This window comes from Streptomyces sp. (assembly GCF_031178505.1).
Lineage (GTDB): Bacteria > Actinomycetota > Actinomycetes > Streptomycetales > Streptomycetaceae > Streptomyces > Streptomyces gulbargensis.
Window position 1 is genome coordinate 1 of sequence record NZ_JAPSIW010000041.1, and the last position, 19344, is coordinate 19344.

Consider the following 19344-nt stretch of genomic DNA (forward strand, 5'->3'; position numbering starts at 1 on the left):
CCTTCGTACGGGTACTCAGGGGCCCGTCAGACAGGGTTCCGAGAGGCCGCGGCCGTGGAGCCAGGCACGGTACGGGGCGGCCTGGCGGGCGGCCTCGCGGTAGGCGTCGGCCAGGTCGGCGTACAGGGCGTCCAGCGCGGTCCCCGGGCGGCCGTACAGGAGCAGGCGGACGGCCAGGGGGTCGCCGCGCAGCGGACGTATGGCCATGTCCTCGCGCGGGCCCGAGGTCGGCTGGCAGGGGGCGACGGCCTCGCCGAGAGCGACGAGCGAGGCGGCGGTCAGGTAGTCGCCGTGCAGGACGGGCGGGTCGATGCCGGCGGCGCCGAGGACGCGGCGCAGACCGTCCCACTCGCCGTCCACGGTCGGGTCGACCATCCAGTGGTCGGCGGCGAGGTCGGCGAGGTCCACGACGGGCCGGGCGGCGGCCGGATGGTCCCGGGCGAGGGAGACGAACTGCGGCTCGCGCGCGACCAGGACGCGCTCCCGCAGCCCCGGGGGCACCCGTAAGGGGAAGCCCTCCACCTCGTGCACGAACGCCACGTCGAGCTGGCCCTCGGCGACCGTCCGCAGCAGGGCGTTGGCCGAGACGTCCACCCGCAGGCCGACCTCCGTGCCGGGGAACCGGCGGCGCAGCCGGCGCAGCCAGCCGGGGAGCGCCCGGCTGGCGGTGGAACCGACCCGCAGGGCGGGGCCGTCGGCGCGGGTGGCGGCGGCCCGGGTCTCGGTGACGAGCGCGGTCAGGTCCGCGATCAGGGGCCGGGCGCGGCTCAGCACGGAACGGCCGAGGGGTGTGGGCAGACAGCCGGTGCGGTCGCGGGAGAACAGCGGGGCGCCGAGGGAGCTCTCGATCCGGCGCAGCTGGGTGGTCAACGACGGCTGGCTGATGCCGAGTTGCCGTGCCGCCTTGTGCAGGCTGCCCGCGTCCGCGATGGCGCAGAGCGCCCGCAGGTGTCTCACCTCCAGTTCCATGCCCCGAGGGTAGGGCGGCGCCCCGGGCCGCACCAGACGTCGCCGTACCCGGAGCACCCCTGGCGGTGGGGCAGTTGAGAAGGGGGTGATGTGACGGGGTTATCGGGGGTTGACATCATCCCCGCCGGCACCGGTGTCCCCGACACTCACTTGCGATCCCCTACCGGAGGAGCCCCCCATGCGACACCCCAAGGTCCTCAGCTCGGCCCTGGCCACCGTCCTCGGCCTCGGCCTCGCCGCCTCCCTCGGCGCCGGTCCCGCCACCGCCGCCCCCGCCCCCATGCCTGTCATGAGCACGTCCAGCCTCGGTGCCGCGTACGCCGGTTCCGCCGAGGAGGCCTCGGCGAACCGGGCCTTCTTCGACGCCGTCGTCGCCTCGGTGGCGAAGAAGCGCGCCGCCACCCCGGGCGCGACCGCCGTCACCGTGGTCTACAGCGCCGCCAACGCCCCCAGCTTCCGCACCCAGATCGCCCGCTCCACCCAGATATGGAACAGCTCGGTGGTGAACGTACGGCTGGTGGAGGGCAGCAACCCGGACTTCCGCTACTACGAGGGGAACGACTCCCGCGGCTCGTACGCGAGCACCGACGGGCACGGCAACGGCTACATCTTCCTCGACTACCGGCAGAACCAGCTCTACAACTCCACCCGGGTCACGGCGCACGAGACCGGGCACGTCCTCGGTCTGCCGGACCACTACAGCGGTCCGTGCAGCGAGCTGATGTCGGGCGGCGGCCCCGGCACGTCCTGCCAGAACGCGACGCCGAACGCCCAGGAGCGGTCCCGCGTCGACCAGTTGTGGCGGTACGGGCTCGCCACCGCGTTCAAGAACTGACCGAGGCCCCGGCGGCGCCCCCTCCCCGGGGGCGCCACCGTCAGGCGGCCTGAAGCAGGCGGCGGCCGAAGGCGGCGCCGTCCGGAAGCTGGCGCCGGACCCGTTCGAGCGCCTCCTCGAAGTCCCCGCCGGCCACGACCGCCTCGAAGGCGGCCCCGCCGTAGTGGAGCGTGAGGCTCAGGTCCGCCCGCTCCCCGAGGGTCAGCAGGCAGCTGAGCGTGGCCTGCTGATCCACCCCGTCCACGACGACGGGGAGCGGCAGGTCCCACTCCAGGACGCAGCCGGTGAGGGGCTGTCCGCCCGCGGGTGCGGCGCCGAGCGCGGCGAAGCTCTCGCCGGTGTACTCGACCCCCCTGATCCGGGTGGCCACGCGCCGCCCGTCGGCCGTGATGACGATCGCTTCCGCGCCGCTGCGGTCCCGGTACCAGCCGGTCCAGACTTCTGTCGACTCCGATGACATGCGCGGACTGTAGCGGTATGACCGGCTCCTGCGCGCGGCCGGTCACCCGGTGGCCGGACTTCTCCCGTTCTCGGTGTTCTTGCCGGTCACGTACGTGGTAGCGGCTTCCGCGCCCCTTCCGCGCCCGTCACTCCGCCCCCGGGGCGCTCCGGGCGTCACGCGCCCCGCGCCCGGAGCCGGGCGCGTCCTGTGCCGCTCCGCCCCCGCAGCCGGCCGCGCGGCAGGGCTGCACCTTCCACTCCGGCACCCACGCCCCGAGGACCTTGTGCCGGGTGGCCACCATGTCGAGGGGACCGCCGCAGGCCGGGCAGACCGGCTCGGCGCGCGGGTCCCGCAGCGTACGAGGCACCTCGTCACCCATGGATCCAGAGTAGGCCGCCCGGCGCGACGCCGCCCCTCGTCACCGCTTCCGGGTGTACGTCCGGACGACCACACCGTTGTCGAAGGTCCGCACCGGACCCAGCGCGAACTCCCGGACGGCGAAGTCCGTGCCGAACATCGGCATGCCGGCGCCGTAGACCTGGGGGTACGTCTTGATGATCAGCTCGTCGACCTCGTCGATCAGCGCGCCCGCGAGCGTGGAGCCGCCGCAGAGCCAGATGTCCAGGCCGCTCTCCTCCGCCTTGAGCTCCCGCACGCGGCCCACGAGGTCGTCGGCGATGAGCTCGACGTTCGGGTCGGGCGACTCGGTGAGCGAGCGGGTGGCGACGTATTCGCGCAGGTGGCTGTAGGGGCTGGTGACGCCGACGTCCAGGCCGACCTTGTACGAGTTCAGCCCTTGGACCACGGTGTCGAAGCGCCGGCTCGGGGTGCCGGGCTCGATGCCGAGGACGGGCCACCCGGGGGCGGCGACCGTCTCCGGGTACTCGGCCTTCATGTACTCCAGGTACTCGCCCATGACGTAGCCGTACGCGGAGCTGGCGTCGCCCTTGGGGTCACCGATGAAGCCGTCGATGGAGCAGGCGACGAAGTAGGTGAGCTTGCGCAAACCGGTCCTCAGTTTCTGTGGGAACATGGCCGCGTCCACAACCACGACGCTTATAGTGCTTCACCTGTAGTGGTTGTGCAAGACCTTTTCGCTGAGAAATTCGAAAGACCTGGAAGGAGCGCGGCATGGCGAGGAATCCGGAGCGCCGCACGGCACTGCTGGACGCGGCGATCGAGGTGCTGGCGGACGAAGGTGCCCGGGGGCTCACCTTCCGGGCGGTCGACGCCCGGGCCGGTGTGCCCACGGGCACCTCGTCCAACTACTTCACCGACCGGGACCAGATGCTCTCCCAGGTCGCGGACCGCATCTTCGTACGGCTGACGCCCGAGCCCGGGGCCATCGACACGGCCCTCCTGCCGGCCCCGAGCCGGGAGCTGGTCGTGGAGCTGATGCGCTGGCTCGCCCGCCGCATGGCCGCCGAACGCAGCTGCTACCTCGGCCTGTTCGAGCTGCGCCTGGAGGCGGCACGGCGCCCGGAGCTCCGGACGCGGTTCACCGAGGTGCTCCGGTCCGACCTGGACCTGAACATCCGGCTGCACCTCGACTCCGGCATGCCCGGGGACGCGGACACCGTGCGGCTGCTCTACTTCGCCCTGACCGGGCTGCTGTTCGACCACTTCACCGTGCCCGGCCTGCACGGCGAACGGGACCTGGACGAGCTCATCGAGACCGTGGTCACCCGGATCGTCCCCACCTCCTGACCCGGGCGCGCGGTCCCGCCACGGCGGTCAGCGCGTGCGGCGCGTGACGAACTCCGCGAGGGCGAGGAGGTCGCCCGCCGCGTCCAGGTCGGGCACCGCGCGCGCCAGGTGCTCGACCGCGCGGCCCATGGAGTCGGCCGCGCTCGCCTGCGCCCAGTCGCGGCCCCCGGCACGTTCCACGGCGTCCGCCGCCGCCCGTACCGCGGCCGCGTCGAGGGCCGTACGGGAGTAGAGCGCGGCCAGTTCCTCACCGGCGGGGGTGCCGGAGGTGAGAGCGGCCACCACCGGCAGGGACTTCTTGCGGGCGGCGAGGTCCGCTCCGACGGGCTTGCCGGTCCGGTCCGGGTCGCCCCAGATGCCGATGAGGTCGTCGATCAGCTGGAAGGCGAGCCCGGCCTCCCGGCCGAAGGCGTCCAGCGCCGCGACCTCCTCCTCGCCCGCGCCGGCGTAGAGCGCCCCGAGGGCGCAGGCGCAGCCGAGCAGAGAACCGGTCTTCGCGGTGGCCATGGCGAGGCATTCGTCGAGGGAGACCTCGCCGGGACCGCGCTGCTCGAAGGCGCAGTCCGCCTGCTGGCCCGCGCAGAGTTCGATGACGCAGGCGGCGAGCCGCGCGGCGGCCGCCCCGGAGGCGGGGTGCGGGTCCTCGGCGAGCAGCCGGAGGGCGAGGGCGCTCATCGCGTCGCCGGCCATGAGGGCGTCCGGGACGCCGAAGACCGTCCAGGCGGTGGGGCGGTGCCGGCGCGTGTGGTCCTCGTCGACGATGTCGTCGTGGAGGAGGGTGAAGTTGTGGGCGAGTTCGACGGCCGCGGCGGCTTTGACGGCGCGGGCGGGATCGGCACCGAGCGCCCGGGCGGCCGCGAGCACGAGGGCGGGCCGGATGGCCTTGCCGGCCTGACCGGCGGCCGGTGTCCCGTCGGCCTGCTCCCAGCCGAAGTGGTACATGGCCACCCGCCGTATGGAGCCGGGCAGGGACTCGACGGTCGAGCGGAGTTCGGGGTGGACGGCGGCGCGCGTCTGGTCGAGGAGGAGTACGGCCCCCTGACCATCGGTGACGGCATCCGCGCTGGTCACGGTCACGTTGTCTTCCTTCAGCACATGGAGCGCGGGGGACGGCGGCGGTGGCGCGGCCGCCTCCGGGGCGGCCCGGAGAGGGTCGCGGCGGCGGCCGGGACGGCTGACGCCGGGGCGGGAGGGATCGGTTCCCGCCCCGGCGTCACCGGCTCAGTGCCAGCGGCTGACCTCGACGTTCTCCAGGACACCGAGGGCGTCCGGGACGAGGACCGCGGCCGAGTAGTAGGCGGTGACCAGGTAGGAGATGATCGCCTGCTCGTCGATGCCCATGAAGCGGACGGAGAGGCTGGGCTCGATCTCGTCGGGCAGCCCGGTCTGGTGCAGACCGATCACGCCCTGGTCGGCCTCACCGGTACGCATGCAGATGATCGAGGTGGTGCGGGCGTCCGAGATCGGGATCTTGTTGCACGGGAAGATCGGGACTCCGCGCCAGGTCGGGATGCGGTTGCCGTTGACGTCGATGGTCTCGGGCACCAGACCGCGCCTGTTGAGCTCGCGGCCGAAGGCGGCGATGGCCCGCGGGTGTGCGAGGAACAGCTTCGAGCCGCGGCGGCGGGTCAGCAGTTCGTCCATGTCGTCGGGGCTGGGGACACCGTCGTGCGGCTGGATCCGCTGCCCGTAGTCGCAGTTGGCGAGGAGGCCGAACTCCTTGTTGTTGACGAGCTCGTGCTCCTGGCGCTCGCGGAGCGCCTCGACCGTCAGCCGCAGCTGCTGCTCGGTCTGGTTCATCGGCTTGTTGTAGAGGTCGGCGACGCGGCTGTGGACCTTCAGGACGGTCTGGGCGACGCTCAGCTCGTACTCGCGGGGCGAGGCCTCGTAGTCGACGTAGGTGTGCGGGACGACCGCCTCGCCGACGTGACCGGCGGAGACGTCGATGGCGGCCTCGCCGTACTTGTTCGTGCGGTGCGCGGGCCGGGCGGCCTCGGCGGCCAGGTGGGCGGCGAGCGACTCCGCCCGGTCCGCGAGGTTCCGCACGTCGTCGCGGGTGAGCTCCAGGACGGTGCAGGCGGTGGCCGCGCGGGCGGTCCACTCCCAGGTGACGCCCTCCCGGACGAGGGAGGAGTCACCGAAGTAGGCGCCGTCGGCGAGGACGCCGAGGACCGTCTCGTCCCCGTAAGGCCCCTCGCCGACCTGCTCGATGCGGCCGTGCGCGAGGAGGTGGACGCGGTCGGTGGGCTCGCCGGCGACGGCGATGATCTCGCCCGCCGCGTACTCCCGCTGCCGGCAGCGGGACGCCAGCTCCGTGAGGGCGTCCACGTCCTCGTAACCGCGCAGGGCGGGGAGCTCGCCGAGTTCCGCCGGGATCACGGCGACGCTCCCACCGGTCTGTACGAAGGTGACCCGGCCGTCGCCCACGGAGTAGCTGAGCCTGCGGTTCACCCGGTACGTACCGCCCTGCACCTCGACCCACGGCAGCATCCGGAGCAGCCACCTGGAGCTGATCTCCTGCATCTGCGGGGCCGACTTGGTGGTCGTGGCGAGGTTCCGCGCGGCGGCGGTACCGAGACTCTGCTGCGGGGCCTGCCGCTCCGCGCGGACCTCGTCGCCAACCGAACCAACGGACATGGAACTCCCTCTCGTATGACTGAGTTACGAGAGAAGCCTTTCAGTGCGGAGAGTAGGCGCGCCATTACACGATCGGGTGGGACTGTTCGGTGATCTTCGGGGCATGTCACGCTTTTCACCCCCGAACAGAGGAGTCCTGGGGTTTCCCGGCCGGGTGTCCGGATCGGCTCGCACGGCGCTCGAACGCCTAGCAGCGGAGCCGGTGCCTCCGGTACTCCGGAGGCAGGGACTCCGGCCGCGGTCCGCGCTCCGGAGGTGCACCCCTTCCGAAGGGAGTCGGTCATGGCCAAGCCCATGTCGGCGAGAAGATTCCTCGAAGCGCTGCGCGACGAAGGCCTCTCGGTCGTCGAGGTCGGCGACTGGTCCACCCACAACCGCAACCACAAGGGCTCCTGGGGGCCGGTCCACGGCGTGATGATCCACCACACCGTCACCCGGGGCACCGCGAAGACCGTCCGGATCTGCCGCGACGGGCACGCCGGCCTGCCGGGACCGCTCTGCCACGGCGTGATCGCCAAGGACGGCACGGTCCACCTCGTCGGATACGGCCGCGCCAACCACGCCGGACTCGGTGACGACGAGGTCCTCCGCGCCGTCATCGCCGAGCGCGGCCTGCCGCCGGACAACGAGGCGACGACGGACGGCAACCGGCACTTCTACGGCTTCGAGTGCGAGAACCTCGGCGACGGCGAGGACCCGTGGCCCAAGGTCCAGCTCGACGCCATCGCCAGGGCCGCGGCCGCCGTGTGCCGCGTCCACGGCTGGACGCAGCGCTCGGTCATCGGCCACCTGGAGTGGCAGCCCGGAAAGGTGGACCCGCGCGGCTTCACCATGGGTTCCCTGCGGGAACGGATCGCCGACCGGCTGCGGTGAGGCGCGGGGCGTACGGCGGGGCCAGGACGTGCGGGCGCGCCGGAGACCTCGACCCGCACGCCGTTGTCCCTGCCGTGCGGCCAGGGCGTGCGGGCGCGCTCGGCTCGATCCTCCCGGCCACCCCGGGCGACCGCCGGGCCGCCCTTCCGGAGGCCGGGGCCCGGCCCGCCGTACCGCCGGCCGGCCCGCCACAATGGCCGGGTGAACGCGTTCGACCCGTCCCGGCTGCGGCCCCGGCTCCCCTCCCCCCTGGTGCCGGTGGCGGACGAGCGCTTCACCCGGCGGGGTCTGACGCTGCTGCTCAAGCGCGAGGACCTCATCCACCCGGACCTGCCCGGCAACAAGTGGCGCAAGCTCGCGCTCAACCTCCGCGCCGCCGCGGGCCGCCCCGTGCTCACCTTCGGCGGCGCGTACTCCAACCATCTGCGGGCGACCGCGGCCGCCGGACGGCTGCTCGGCTTCCCCACCCTCGGGATCGTCCGCGGCGACGAACTCGCCGGACGGCCGCTCAACCCGTCCCTGGCCCGGTGCGCGGCGGACGGGATGCGTCTGGAGTTCACCGACCGGGCCACCTACCGCGCCAAGGGCGACCCGCGCACGCTGGCCGCGCTGCTGGCCCGGGTCCGGGCGCCCGAGGACACGTACGTCGTCCCGGAGGGCGGCAGCAACGCCCTCGCCGTCGAGGGCTGCCGGGAGCTCGGCCGTGAACTCGCCGGGGCCGCGGACGTGGTGGCCGTCGCCGTCGGCACGGGAGGCACCCTCGCCGGCCTCGCCGCCGGGCTCGCGCCGGGGCAGCGGGCCCTCGGCGTCCCGGTCCTCAAGGGCGGTTTCCTCGGCGGGGAGGTCAGGGCGCTGCAGACGGCGGCGTTCGGCGGTCCGCGCGGCGACTGGACACTCGACGAGCGCTTCCACGGCGGCGGTTACGCCCGCACCGACCCCGCCCTGGAGGCCTTCGCACAGGACTTCGAGGCGCGGCATGAACTCGCCATCGAGCGTCTCTATGTCGCCAAAATGCTTTTCGGCGTCCTGACCCTCGCGGAGGAGGGCGCCTTCCCGCCCGGCACCCGCGTCGCGGCGGTCGTCACCGGCGGGCCGGACGGCCTTCCTCAGCCCTCCGTCTCGCGGTAGGCGGCGGCCTCCTCCAGATCGAGGCGGCGCAGCAGGTTCCGCAGCATCTCGTCGTCGATCCGGCGCTCGTCGCGCAGCTTCACGAAGACCTCGCGCTCGGCCTCGATCATCTCCCGCGAGAGGCGCCGGTAGGTGTCGTCGGCGGTCTCGCCGGTGGTCTCGTTCACGGCGCCGAGCCGCTCCCAGACGGCGTTGCGGCGCCGCTCCAGGACGGTGCGCAGGCGCTGTTCGAGCGGGCCCGGCAGCGTGTTGCGCCCGTCGGCGAGGAGGGCGTCGAGGCGTTCCTCGGCGGCGCGGGAGGCCTCGCTCTGCGCCTGCGCCTCGGCCAGGGTCTCGGCGTGCCGGTCGCGGCCGGGGAGCTTCAGGGAGCGGATCAGCGGGGGCAGGGTGAGACCCTGCACCACCAGGGTGCCAATGACGGTGGTGAAGGTGAGGAAGAGGACGAGGTTGCGGGCCGGGAACTCCTCACCGCCGGTGACGGCGGGGATGGAGAAGGCGATGGCGAGGGAGACCACGCCGCGCATGCCGGCCCAGCCGACGACGAGCGGGGCCCGCCAGTCGACGCCCGGCTCCCGTTCACGGATGCGCGCCGAGAACCGGCGGGGCAGGAAGGTCGCCGGATACACCCAGACGAAACGGACGACGACCACGGCGGCGAACACCCCGGCCGCGTACCAGGCCGCCTCGCCGACGCCGTACCGGCCGAGCCCCTGGACGACGTACGGCAGCTGGAGGCCGATGAGGGCGAAGACGGCGGACTCCAGCACGAAGGCGACCATCTTCCAGACGGCCTCCTCCTGGAGCCGGGTCGCGAAATCAACCTGCCAGGCGCGGTGTCCGAGGAACAGGCCGACCACGACGACCGCGAGGACGCCGGAGGCGTGGACCTCCTCGGCGGCCGCGTAGGCGACGAAGGGGATGAGGAGGGAGAGGGTGTTCTGGAGCAGGGAGTCGCGGACCCGGCAGCGCAGCCAGTGGATCGGCACCATGAGCACCAGGCCGACGCCGACGCCGCCGACGGCGGCGAGCGCGAACTCCTGGATGCCGCCCGCCCAGCTGACCGCCTCGCCGACGGCGGCGGCGAGGGCGACCTTGTAGGCGGTGATGGCGGTGGCGTCGTTCACCAGGGACTCGCCCTGGAGGATCGTGGTGATCCGGTGCGGCAGGCCGAGCTTGCGGGCGATGGCGGTCGCGGCGACCGCGTCCGGCGGGGCGACGACCGCGCCGAGCACGAGGGCGGCGGTGAGCGGCAGATCGGGCACGAGGACGTACGCGAGCCAGCCGACGGCGACCGTGGCGAAGAGGACGTAGCCGACGGAGAGCAGGGCGACGGGCCGGATGTTGGCCTTGAGGTCGAGGTACGAGGAGTCGACGGCGGCCGTGTAGAGGAGCGGCGGAAGGATCAGCGGCAGAACGACGTGCGGGTCGAGCGTGTAGTCGGGGACCCCGGGTACGGCGGAGGCGACGAGACCCACGGCGACCAGGAGCAGCGGCGCCGGGACGGGGGTCCGGCGGGCGAGGCCCGCCACGGCGGCGCTCGCCGCCACCAGTGCCACCAGCTGCAGTGCGTCCATGCCCGTCCCCGTCTCGTGCCGCAACGTAACCTGGCCATCATGAGCGAGTGCCCCCACCTTGCCGAAATGCCGCGCCCCGAACCGGCACCGCAGGCCGACACCTGCCCGGAGTGCCTGGTGGACGGGACGCACCCGGTCCAGCTGCGGCTCTGCCTGAGCTGCGGGCACGTGGGCTGCTGCGACTCCTCGGCGGGACGGCACGCCACCGCCCATTTCGACGCGACGGGGCACCCGGTGATGCGGACCTTCGAGCCGGGCGAGGCGTGGCGCTGGTGCTTCGTCGACGGTGTGATCGTCTGACCGCCCCGGGGGGGCCGCGGGGGCAGGGTACGGACCGGAGCCCCGCCGTCCGCGGAGCGGTGGCCGACGCGCGTCGGCCACCGAGCGGTTCAAGCGCGGGGCGACTGGGTACGTCACCCCTCCGCCGGGCGCTCGGTTTTGCCCCCCGCACACCTCTGGCCACTGTCCGTACCCAGGGTCCTACCATGGGTGAGGGACCGGGGTCCGGGGGGCCGGGGGCTCGCGGCGACACGGCAGGATGGATCGCGATAGCGTCACGGCGGACTGCGCAGCCCCCTGCGTACCGCCCGGTTCGGGGGCTCCTTCCCCCGGGCCCCGATTGAGCTTGTGCCACCTTGGAGGTGAGGGTGTCCCAGATCGCAGGCGAGCCCGGGACCCAGGACTTCGTGGAAGTCCGGCTGCCCGCTGCGGGTGCCTACCTGTCCGTGCTGCGAACGGCCACGGCCGGCCTCGCGGCGCGCTTGGACTTCACCCTCGACGAGATCGAGGACTTGCGGATCGCGGTCGACGAGGCCTGCGCCATCCTGCTCCAGCAGGCCGTGCCGGGATCCGTCCTCAGCTGTGTGTTCCGGCTCGTGGACGACTCGCTCGACGTGACCGTCTCCGCCCCGACCACGGACGGGCGGGCGCCCGAGCGGGACACCTTCGCCTGGACGGTGCTGTCGGCGCTGGCCGGGAAGGTGGAGTCGTCCGTGGCGGACGACCGCACGGTCTCGATCAGCCTGTACAAACAGCGCGGCGCGGGGCCAGGCCCGGCGTGAGGAGCGGGGACGCGACGGCCGGCATCCCTGAGCAGCAGGCCCGGCCGCAAGAGGTCGCTACGGAGCAGCAGGCGGTCCAGATGAGCGAGCACGAGCAGCAGCACGAGGCTCCCGGGGCACCGGGCGTCTCCGGGACGGCCGCTGCCTCCGGGACGCCGGCCGGGGACCCGGCGGCGGCCCGGGTTCCGGTGGCGGAGGCCACGGCGGTGGACGGCGACGGGGCCGTGGACGCGGCGGAGAGCTCCGGTGCACCCGCCGTACCGCCGCCGGACCCCCACGACCGGAGCGGTGCCCGCGCCCTCTTCGTGGAGCTGCGCACGCTGCCGGAGGGCTCGCCGGAGAAGGCGGAGCTGCGGAACCGGCTGGTGCGGATGCACCTGCCGCTGGTGGAGCACCTGGCCCGGCGCTTCCGCAACCGGGGAGAGCCGCTGGACGACCTGACCCAGGTGGCGACCATCGGCCTGATCAAGTCGGTGGACCGCTTCGACCCGGAGCGGGGCGTCGAGTTCTCGACGTACGCGACGCCGACGGTGGTCGGTGAGATCAAGCGCCACTTCCGTGACAAGGGCTGGGCGGTCCGGGTCCCCCGCCGGCTCCAGGAGCTGCGGCTGTCGCTGACGACGGCGACGGCGGAGCTGTCGCAGCAGCACGGCCGATCGCCGACCGTGCACGAGCTGGCCGAGCGCCTCGGCATCTCCGAGGAGGAGGTGCTGGAGGGCCTGGAATCGGCGAACGCCTACTCGACGCTCTCCCTGGACGTCCCCGACACCGACGACGAGTCGCCGGCGGTGGCGGACACGCTCGGCGCGGAGGACGAGGCCCTGGAGGGGGTCGAGTACCGGGAGTCGCTCAAGCCGCTCCTGGAGGACCTGCCGCCCCGGGAGAAGCGGATCCTGCTGCTGCGGTTCTTCGGGAACATGACCCAGTCGCAGATCGCGCAGGAGGTCGGCATCTCGCAGATGCACGTCTCCCGGCTGCTCGCCAGGACCCTGGCGCAGCTGCGGGAGAAGCTGCTCGTGGAGGAGTAGCGGTTACGGGGTGTCCTGGCCGGGGCGCCGGATGCCGAGCGCCTCGGTCGTGGCCGGGTTCACCAGCAGGACGAGTCCGGCGACGGCGAGGACGGCCAGGACGATCCCGGCCGGGAACATCACGCTGTTCGCCTGGAGCATCTGCCAGGCGACCGGCAGGGCCAGGATGTGCGTGATGACGGCCGGGCCGCGGCTCCAGGCGCGGCGCTGCCACAGGCCCCGGGCGGCGGCCAGCGGGATCAGGCCGAGGACGACGAGCGTCACCGCGCCCGTCAGCGCCCCGGTGAGGTCGCCGGACTCCCCGGTGAGGGAGCTCACCAGCATGGCCACGCCTCCGGCGAGGAGTCCCAGGGCCTCGGTGGCGGTGACGGCCGCCGCGGCCGTCAGGCGGGCGGGGCGGGGGCTCTGCTCCGTACTGCTCAGCTCCGTACTGCTCATGGAGGAAGGGTATCCGGGGCGCCGCGCGCGGGTCGGCCCGGACCGGGAGCGGCGGGCCCGGTTCCGGGGCAGGGACGTGACCGTGGGGCGCGGTTCCGGACCGCGAGCGGCCGACCCGGATCCGGGCAGGGGCGTGACCGCCGGGCCAGCCCCGGCCCGGGCCGGGCTGGGAACGGTACCGCCGGGTAGGTACGCTGGCGCTCATGCGCGCACTTCTCGTGGTCAACCCGGCAGCCACCACCACCAGTGCCCGCACCCGTGACGTGCTGATCCACGCCCTGGCGAGCGAGATGAAGCTGGAGGCGGTCACCACCGAGTACCGCGGGCACGCGCGGGACCTCGGCCGGCGGGCCGCCGAGTCCGGGAACGTCGACCTGGTCGTCTCCCTCGGCGGTGACGGCACGGTGAACGAGGTCGTCAACGGGCTGCTGCACGGCGGACCCGATCCGGAGCGGCTGCCCGGCCTCGCGGTCGTTCCCGGCGGCTCGACCAATGTCTTCGCCCGCGCGCTGGGGCTGCCGAACGACGCGGTGGAGGCGACCGGCGCCCTGCTCGACGCGTTGCGTGAGCGACGGACACGGACGGTGAGCCTCGGGCTGGCCTCGGGTGCGCCGGGCACGGAGGACGAAGCGGTTCCGGCGCGCTGGTTCACCTTCTGCGCCGGGCTCGGTTTCGACGCGAGCGTGATCGGGCGGGTCGAACAGCAGAGGGAACGCGGGAAGAGATCCACGCACGCGCTGTACCTGCGCCAGGTCGTGCGCCAGTTCCTCGGGGAACCGAACCGCCGGCACGGCACGATCACGCTGGAGCGCCCCGGCGCGGAGCCGGTCGAGGACCTGGTCCTCTCCATAATCTGCAACACCTCCCCCTGGACCTACCTGGGCAATCGCCCGGTGTACGCGTCCCCGGAGGCGTCCTTCGACACGGCGCTGGACGTGCTCGGCCTGCGGCGTCTGTCGACGCCCGCGGTGGCCCGGTACGCCACCCAGCTGCTCACCTCGACGCCCGAGCGGGGGCCCCGGGGCAAGCACGCCGTCCCCCTGCACGACCTGACCGACTTCACCTTGCATTCGAAGGTGCCCCTCCCGTTGCAGATGGACGGAGACCACCTCGGACTGCGCACGAGCGTGAAGTTCACAGGCGTACGCCGTGCACTGCGTGTGATTGTGTGAGTGGAAGGGCCCAAAGTCCTTTCACTCGAACGTTTAGCCTGGCATCCACCCCTTAGAAGTACGGCTGTGACCTAGCCGACACCGAGGAATCAAAAAAAACTTTCCGGAAGGGGTTGTATCCGGTGCCGAGGTTTGCGAGTCTCTTCTTGGCGATCGGGACGGCCCGCAGGACCGGCCTCCACTGAGAGCCAGAACCCCTCCTCAATCCAAGGACCACGCCGGTTCATCCGGCAGTCGGCCCTTCCCTTGCGGGGGGATTCGTGAAAGCGTTCACATTCACAAGCACCCTTGCACGTCACACCAAGAGAGGTAGCAGCCATGGACTGGCGTCACAACGCCGTTTGTCGTGAGGAAGACCCCGAGCTGTTCTTCCCCATCGGCAACACCGGTCCTGCGCTGCTGCAGATCGAGGAAGCCAAGGCCGTCTGCCGCCGCTGCCCCGTCATGGAGCAGTGCCTGCAGTGGGCGCTCGAGTCCGGCCAGGACTCCGGCGTCTGGGGTGGCCTCAGCGAGGACGAGCGCCGCGCGATGAAGCGCCGCGCCGCTCGCAACCGGGCGCGCAACGCCAGCGCCTGAGTCCACCAGCGAAAGCCTGAGGCACGCGGCGCGTACACAGCGTACGCAATCACCGCCCCCCGAGCCGCAGCGCGCAGCAGTACCCCACAGCATTCGAGCCCCGGACCGATTCCCTTCGGTCCGGGGCTCGCTGCTGTCGTGCCCCCGCCGTCGTCCCGCTCCGGCGGGGGCGGTTCACTTCTGGGGCTGCACGGGGATGTCGAGGACGACCTTCGTGCCGCGCTCGGCGCCGGGGAGCATGTCGAACGTCCCGCCCAACTCCCCTTCCACGAGCGTGCGGACGATCTGCAGGCCGAGGTTCCCGGCCCGCTGCGGGTCGAACCCCTCGGGCAGACCACGGCCGTCGTCCCGCACGGTGATGAGCAGCCGGGCGTCGGCGCGGGATTCACCGCGGACGGCGGTGACCTCGACGGTGCCCTGCTCCCCCGGGGCGAAGGCGTGCTCCAGGGCGTTCTGCAGCACTTCGGTCAGCACCATGGAGAGCGGGGTGGCGACCTCGGCGTCGAGGATGCCGAAGCGGCCGTTGCGCCGGCAGCTGACCTTGCCCGGGGAGATCTCGGCCACCATGGCGATCACCCGGTCGGCGATCTCGTCGAACTCCACGCGCTCGTCCAGGTTCTGGGACAGCGTCTCGTGGACGATGGCGATCGAACCGACGCGCCGCACGGCCTCGTTGAGCGCTTCGCGGCCCCGGTCGGAATCCATCCGGCGGGCCTGGAGGCGCAACAGGGCGGCCACCGTCTGGAGGTTGTTCTTCACCCGGTGGTGGATCTCCCGGATGGTGGCGTCCTTGGTGATCAACTCACGCTCGCGGCGGCGCAGTTCGGTCACGTCGCGCAGGAGGACCAGGGAACCGATGCGCGTCCCCTTGGGCTTGAGCGGGATCGCCCGCAGCTGGATCACTCCGCCGTTGCCCTCGACCTCGAACTCGCGCGGCGCGTAGCCGGAGGCCAGCTTGACCAGGGCTTCGTCCACCGGCCCCCGGGAGGGGGCGAGTTCGGCGGTGATCTGGCCGAGGTGCTGGCCGACGAGGTCGGCGGCGAGGCCGAGCCGGTGGTAGGCGGAGAGGGCGTTGGGCGAGGCGTACTGGACGAACCCCTCGGCGTCCAGGCGGACGAGTCCGTCGCCGGCGCGCGGCGAGGAATCCATGTCGACCTGCTCGCCGGGGAAGGGGAAGGCGCCGGCCGCGATCATCTGGGCCAGGTCGGAGGCCGACTGGAGATAGGTGAGCTCCAGCCGCGAGGGGGTGCGGACGGTGAGCAGATTGGTGTTGCGGGCGATCACGCCGAGCACCCGGCCGTCGCGGCGTACGGGGATGGACTCGACCCGGACCGGGACCTCCTCGCGCCACTCCGGGTCGCCCTCGCGCACGATCCGGCCCTCGTCCAGGGCGGCGTCGAGGAGGGGGCGGCGGCCGCGCGGGACCAGGTGGCCGACCATGTCGTCCTGGTAGGAGGTCGGGCCGGTGTTCGGCCGCATCTGCGCGACGGAGACGTACCGCGTGCCGTCCAGGGTGGGGACCCACAGGACGAGGTCGGCGAAGGAGAGGTCGGAGAGCAGCTGCCACTCCGACACCAGCAGGTGGAGCCACTCGAGATCCGAGTCGCTCAGGGCGGTGTGCTGGCGCACGAGGTCGTTCATGGAGGGCACGGTGCGAGCGTACCCGTGGAATTAACGGGCGGTGAACCTGGATCTCCGGGCCGTGGTGGTGGAGGATGGGCCGGTACCGCGCGGTAGCCCTGTGGATGGACAGAGAAGAATGGTCTAGTCCACAATGAGCGCACGGTCATGCGAGGATCAGTTCTTCCGTCCTCCCCGCACAGGAGGATGGAACGAGGTACCCGGCGCTCTCTGCCCTGACTGCGCCGAGGCCTCCCACACGGCCGAGGGACCGCACACCCCCGGCCGGGCAAACTCCGGGCTGCGGTGCCGGACGGGTTGAGGGTCCCGTCAGGCGCCGCGGCCCGCGGGTGTTTCCGGGGCCGGCGCGCCCGGGACCGGCGCCTCGGGGGACGGCGGACCGGTGGCCGCGCGGCCCGTGACCTCCGCCTCCGCGCCCGCCGGCGGCGCCTCCGCGGGCCAGGCCCGCATCGCCAGCCGGGCGACGGCCGCCAGCTCCTCCTTCTCCGCCCCGTCGCGGGCCTGCTGGGACATGCCCTGGAGGACGGCTCCGCTGAGCCGCGCGAGAGCGGCGGCGTCGGTGTCGGGGGGCAGCGCGCCGCGCTCGACGTCCCGCCGTATCCGCGCCTCGAAGGAGGCCAGGTTGGCGTTGCGCCGGGCGCGCAGGGACTCCTCGACCTCGGGGGTCGAGCAGTTGACCGCCGCGGAGATCATCAGGCAGCCACGGGGGTGGCCGGGCTCGGTGAACAGCTCCGCCGCCTCCGACAGCAGGCGTCCGATCCCCGCCCGGGCCGTCTCCTCCTCGGCGAGGGCGCGGCCTCCGTAGGCACCGTAGGAGACGGCGTAGGTCTCGACGACCTCCTCGAAGAGGGTCCTCTTGTCGCCGAAGGCCGCGTAGAGGCTGGGGGCGCTGATGCCCATGGCCCGGGTGAGGTCGGAGACGGACGTCGTCTCGTAACCGTGCTCCCAGAAGGCCATCGTCGCCTGCTCCAGGGCCGTGAGCCGGTCGAAGGAGCGGGGTCTGCCGCGCTGTCTCGTCGCCATGGAGGAATTCTATAGCGCGCGCTAGAAAAGTGGGGTACGGTCTTTCCATAGCGACCACTACGGAATTGAGGGGGGCGGCGCCATGAGCGTGCGCGCGGAGCAGTCGACGGGGCGGCGGGACGGGCGCCCGGCCGGAGAGCCGGCGGACGGCGGCACGGGGCGGCTGAGCGGGAGGACGGCGCTCGTCACCGGCGGGAGCCGGGGCATCGGACGCGGGATCGCCGAGCGGCTCGGCCGCGACGGCGCCCGGGTGGTGGTGCACTACGGGAGGGACGAGACGGCGGCCAAGGAGACGGTGGCGGCGATCGAGGCCGCCGGCGGTACGGCCTTCGCGCTCGGGCAGGAGCTCGGGGTGCCGGGGGACGCGGCGGCGCTGTGGCGCGCCTTCGACGAGGCGGTGGGCGAGGAGCGGGGCCTCGACATCCTGGTGAACAACGCCGGGATCGCCGCCTCGCAGCCCTTCGCCTCGATCGGCGAGGAGGAGTACGACCGGATCTTCGCGGTCAACACGAAGGCGCCGTTCTTCCTCGCGCAGCTGGGCGCGGAGCGGCTGCGGGACGGCGGCCGGATCGTCAATGTGTCGACGGGACTGAGCCGGGCGGCGATGATGCCGGACCTCATCGCGTACGCGATGTCCAAGAGCGCGCTCGACACCTTCACCCGCTACCTGTCGAAGGTCCTCGGGCCGCGGCGGATCACGGTCAACGCCGTCGCGCCGGGCATCGTGGACACGGACATCAACGCGCACTGGCTGCGCGGTGACGAGCAGGCCTGGGCCGGGGCGGCGGCGATGGCCGCCCTCGGTGAGGTCGGGACCCCTTCGGACATAGCCGACGTGGTGGCCTTCCTGGCCTCCGACGACGCGCGCTGGATCACGGGCCACTGGATCGACGCGACGGGAGGTTCGCTGGCCTGACCGGCTCCGGCCCCGCGCGGGGGGCGGGGCCGGGGGGACGCGGGGGCGGGCGGGGCACGGCGCTCCGAGTGGCTGGTGGGACGGGGGCGGCCGAGGATGGAGAGGGTGCTCGTCCGGGGTGCGGAACGGCATGAGGAGAGGCGCCCTCCTCTGCTAGATTTGGACCCAGATTGGTCTATACCACGGTCCCAGCAGCCCCTCACCAGATCGGCAGGCACAGCGTGGAAGTTGTCATCGTCAAGGACGCCGAGGCAGGCGGCGAGCTCATCGCGGACGGCATCGCCGACCTCCTGCGCCGCAAGCCCGACGCGCTGCTCGGCGTGGCCACGGGCTCGACCCCGATCCCCATCTACGACGCCCTGATCGCCCGGGTGCGGGCCGGGTCCGTGGACGCCTCGCGCGCCCGCATCGCCCAGCTGGACGAGTACGTCGGCCTCCCCGCCGGGCACCCGGAGTCCTACCGCTCCACGGTGCTGCGGCAGGTCGTCGAACCGCTCGGACTCTCCCAGGACGCCTTCATGGGCCCGGACGGATCGGCCGAGGACGTCCAGGCCGCCTGTGAGGCGTACGACAAGGCGCTGGCCGAGGCCGGCGGCGTGGACCTCCAGATCCTGGGCATCGGCACCGACGGCCACATCGGCTTCAACGAGCCCTGCTCCTCGCTCGCCTCCCGCACCCGCATCAAGACGCTCACCGAGCAGACCCGCGTGGACAACGCCCGCTTCTTCGACAACGACATCGAGCAGGTGCCACACCACGTCATCACCCAGGGCATCGGCACCATCCTGGAGGCCCGTCACCTGGTGCTCCTCGCCACCGGGGAGGGCAAGGCCGAGGCGGTCGCGCAGACCGTCGAGGGCCCGGTCGCCGCGCTCGTGCCGGCCTCCGCGCTCCAGCTGCACCCGCACGCCACCGTGGTGGTGGACGAGGCCGCCGCGTCCAAGCTGAAGCTGGCCGACTACTTCCGTCACACCTACGCGAACAAGCCCTCCTGGCAGGGCATCTGATCCACCCGGATCCCCCCGGCGAACGGCGAAGGGGCCCGGCACCTGGTTCAGGTGCCGGGCCCCGTGCCGCACAGGGGGCCGGAGGTCAGGAGCGGTCAGGAGGCGGTGCCCACCAGGGCCTCGGCGGCGGCGCGGCCGCAGACCCGGGCCGCGCCGTGGGTGGCGATGTGCAGGGCCCCCCGGGGCTCCGCCTCGTCGAGGCCCATCTCGACCACCACGGTGTCGGGACGGGCGGCGAGCAGGGCGTCGAGGGCCGCCGTCATCCACGGGTGGCGGTGGGCGTCCCGTACGACCGCGACGATCCGCCGCTCCCCCGC

The 19344-nt window shown here is 72.9% G+C and carries 21 protein-coding genes and 1 pseudogene; 11 read left to right on the plus strand and 11 right to left on the minus strand.

Going from position 1 to position 19344, the window contains the following annotated elements; all coding sequences use genetic code 11:
• Window positions 1–15: 15 nt before the first annotated feature.
• The gene (locus RIF68_RS05855; RefSeq protein ID WP_309050057.1) at window positions 16–969 is read right to left on the minus strand and encodes a LysR family transcriptional regulator; all 954 of its coding nucleotides are present in this window, start codon (window positions 967–969) and stop codon (window positions 16–18) included.
• 178 nt (window positions 970–1147) lie between these two features.
• On the opposite strand from RIF68_RS05855, the gene snpA reads away from it, so the two are divergent.
• Complete coding sequence (gene snpA, locus RIF68_RS05860; protein WP_309050058.1) at window positions 1148–1804, plus strand: snapalysin; 657 nt, start codon at window positions 1148–1150, stop codon at window positions 1802–1804.
• 40 nt (window positions 1805–1844) lie between these two features.
• Here snpA and RIF68_RS05865 read toward each other — a convergent pair whose 3' ends face one another.
• From RIF68_RS05865 to RIF68_RS05875, 3 genes are all read right to left on the minus strand, one after another.
• The gene (locus RIF68_RS05865; protein ID WP_309050059.1) at window positions 1845–2264 is read right to left on the minus strand and encodes a DUF6304 family protein; all 420 of its coding nucleotides are present in this window, start codon (window positions 2262–2264) and stop codon (window positions 1845–1847) included.
• 127 nt (window positions 2265–2391) lie between these two features.
• Window positions 2392–2625: a hypothetical protein gene (locus RIF68_RS05870; RefSeq protein WP_309050060.1), complete on the minus strand. Its 234-nt coding sequence runs from the start codon at window positions 2623–2625 to the stop codon at window positions 2392–2394.
• Window positions 2626–2664: 39 nt separating this feature from the next.
• Window positions 2665–3252, minus strand: a complete 588-nt coding sequence (locus tag RIF68_RS05875) for a dihydrofolate reductase family protein (protein WP_309050061.1) — start codon at window positions 3250–3252, stop codon at window positions 2665–2667.
• 125 nt (window positions 3253–3377) lie between these two features.
• Here RIF68_RS05875 and RIF68_RS05880 point away from each other — a divergent pair, with 125 nt between their 5' ends.
• A complete protein-coding gene (locus RIF68_RS05880) occupies window positions 3378–3953 on the plus strand; it encodes a TetR family transcriptional regulator (protein ID WP_309050062.1) in 576 nt (191 codons plus the stop codon).
• A 27-nt stretch (window positions 3954–3980) separates the two neighbouring features.
• Here RIF68_RS05880 and RIF68_RS05885 read toward each other — a convergent pair whose 3' ends face one another.
• The gene (locus tag RIF68_RS05885) at window positions 3981–5030 is read right to left on the minus strand and encodes a family 2 encapsulin nanocompartment cargo protein polyprenyl transferase (RefSeq protein ID WP_309050063.1); all 1050 of its coding nucleotides are present in this window, start codon (window positions 5028–5030) and stop codon (window positions 3981–3983) included.
• A gap of 144 nt (window positions 5031–5174) precedes the next feature.
• On the minus strand, window positions 5175–6590 hold the full coding sequence (locus RIF68_RS05890) for a family 2B encapsulin nanocompartment shell protein (protein WP_309050064.1): 1416 nt from the start codon (window positions 6588–6590) through the stop codon (window positions 5175–5177).
• A 282-nt stretch (window positions 6591–6872) separates the two neighbouring features.
• On the opposite strand from RIF68_RS05890, the gene RIF68_RS05895 reads away from it, so the two are divergent.
• Window positions 6873–7463, plus strand: coding sequence for an N-acetylmuramoyl-L-alanine amidase (locus RIF68_RS05895; protein WP_309050065.1), 591 nt, complete (start codon window positions 6873–6875; stop codon window positions 7461–7463).
• Between the two features lie 201 nt (window positions 7464–7664).
• On the plus strand, window positions 7665–8591 hold the full coding sequence (locus RIF68_RS05900) for a pyridoxal-phosphate dependent enzyme (protein WP_309050066.1): 927 nt from the start codon (window positions 7665–7667) through the stop codon (window positions 8589–8591).
• Here RIF68_RS05900 and RIF68_RS05905 read toward each other — a convergent pair.
• On the minus strand, window positions 8570–10165 hold the full coding sequence (locus RIF68_RS05905) for a Na+/H+ antiporter (RefSeq protein WP_309050067.1): 1596 nt from the start codon (window positions 10163–10165) through the stop codon (window positions 8570–8572). The genes RIF68_RS05900 and RIF68_RS05905 overlap by 22 nt on opposite strands.
• 39 nt (window positions 10166–10204) lie before the next feature.
• Between RIF68_RS05905 and RIF68_RS05910 the strand changes: the two genes are divergently transcribed.
• The 3 genes from RIF68_RS05910 (at window position 10205) to RIF68_RS05920 (ending at window position 12254) form a co-directional block, all read left to right on the plus strand.
• Window positions 10205–10465: a UBP-type zinc finger domain-containing protein gene (locus RIF68_RS05910; RefSeq protein WP_309050068.1), complete on the plus strand. Its 261-nt coding sequence runs from the start codon at window positions 10205–10207 to the stop codon at window positions 10463–10465.
• 347 nt (window positions 10466–10812) lie between these two features.
• Window positions 10813–11226 (plus strand): anti-sigma regulatory factor, encoded by a 414-nt coding sequence (locus RIF68_RS05915; RefSeq protein ID WP_019889334.1) that lies wholly within the window; start codon window positions 10813–10815, stop codon window positions 11224–11226.
• Window positions 11227–11306: 80 nt separating this feature from the next.
• Window positions 11307–12254, plus strand: a complete 948-nt coding sequence (locus RIF68_RS05920) for an RNA polymerase sigma factor SigF (RefSeq protein ID WP_309050069.1) — start codon at window positions 11307–11309, stop codon at window positions 12252–12254.
• 3 nt (window positions 12255–12257) lie between these two features.
• On the opposite strand, the gene RIF68_RS05925 is transcribed toward RIF68_RS05920, so the two are convergent.
• Window positions 12258–12692, minus strand: coding sequence for a hypothetical protein (locus RIF68_RS05925; protein WP_309050070.1), 435 nt, complete (start codon window positions 12690–12692; stop codon window positions 12258–12260).
• A 203-nt stretch (window positions 12693–12895) separates the two neighbouring features.
• Between RIF68_RS05925 and RIF68_RS05930 the strand changes: the two genes are divergently transcribed.
• Both RIF68_RS05930 and RIF68_RS05935 read left to right on the plus strand, forming a co-directional pair.
• Window positions 12896–13864: a diacylglycerol kinase family protein gene (locus tag RIF68_RS05930; protein ID WP_309050071.1), complete on the plus strand. Its 969-nt coding sequence runs from the start codon at window positions 12896–12898 to the stop codon at window positions 13862–13864.
• Between the two features lie 318 nt (window positions 13865–14182).
• The gene (locus RIF68_RS05935) at window positions 14183–14440 is read left to right on the plus strand and encodes a WhiB family transcriptional regulator (RefSeq protein WP_003953983.1); all 258 of its coding nucleotides are present in this window, start codon (window positions 14183–14185) and stop codon (window positions 14438–14440) included.
• A gap of 174 nt (window positions 14441–14614) precedes the next feature.
• Here RIF68_RS05935 and RIF68_RS05940 read toward each other — a convergent pair whose 3' ends face one another.
• Together RIF68_RS05940 and RIF68_RS05945 are read right to left on the minus strand one after the other, a co-directional pair.
• Window positions 14615–16081 carry a PAS domain-containing sensor histidine kinase gene (locus tag RIF68_RS05940; RefSeq protein ID WP_309050072.1) on the minus strand — a complete coding sequence of 489 codons (1467 nt, stop codon included), beginning with the start codon at window positions 16079–16081 and terminating at the stop codon, window positions 14615–14617.
• Window positions 16082–16390: 309 nt separating this feature from the next.
• A complete protein-coding gene (locus RIF68_RS05945) occupies window positions 16391–17104 on the minus strand; it encodes a TetR/AcrR family transcriptional regulator (RefSeq protein WP_375165102.1) in 714 nt (237 codons plus the stop codon).
• Between the two features lie 82 nt (window positions 17105–17186).
• On the opposite strand from RIF68_RS05945, the gene RIF68_RS05950 reads away from it, so the two are divergent.
• Both RIF68_RS05950 and nagB read left to right on the plus strand, forming a co-directional pair.
• Complete coding sequence (locus RIF68_RS05950; RefSeq protein ID WP_309050073.1) at window positions 17187–18020, plus strand: SDR family oxidoreductase; 834 nt, start codon at window positions 17187–17189, stop codon at window positions 18018–18020.
• 221 nt (window positions 18021–18241) lie between these two features.
• On the plus strand, window positions 18242–19027 hold the full coding sequence (nagB, locus tag RIF68_RS05955; protein ID WP_309050074.1) for a glucosamine-6-phosphate deaminase: 786 nt from the start codon (window positions 18242–18244) through the stop codon (window positions 19025–19027).
• 95 nt (window positions 19028–19122) lie between these two features.
• Here the strand turns inward: nagB and RIF68_RS05960 are convergent.
• Window positions 19123–19344, minus strand: a pseudogene (locus RIF68_RS05960) (glycoside hydrolase family 3 protein); the annotation flags it as partial.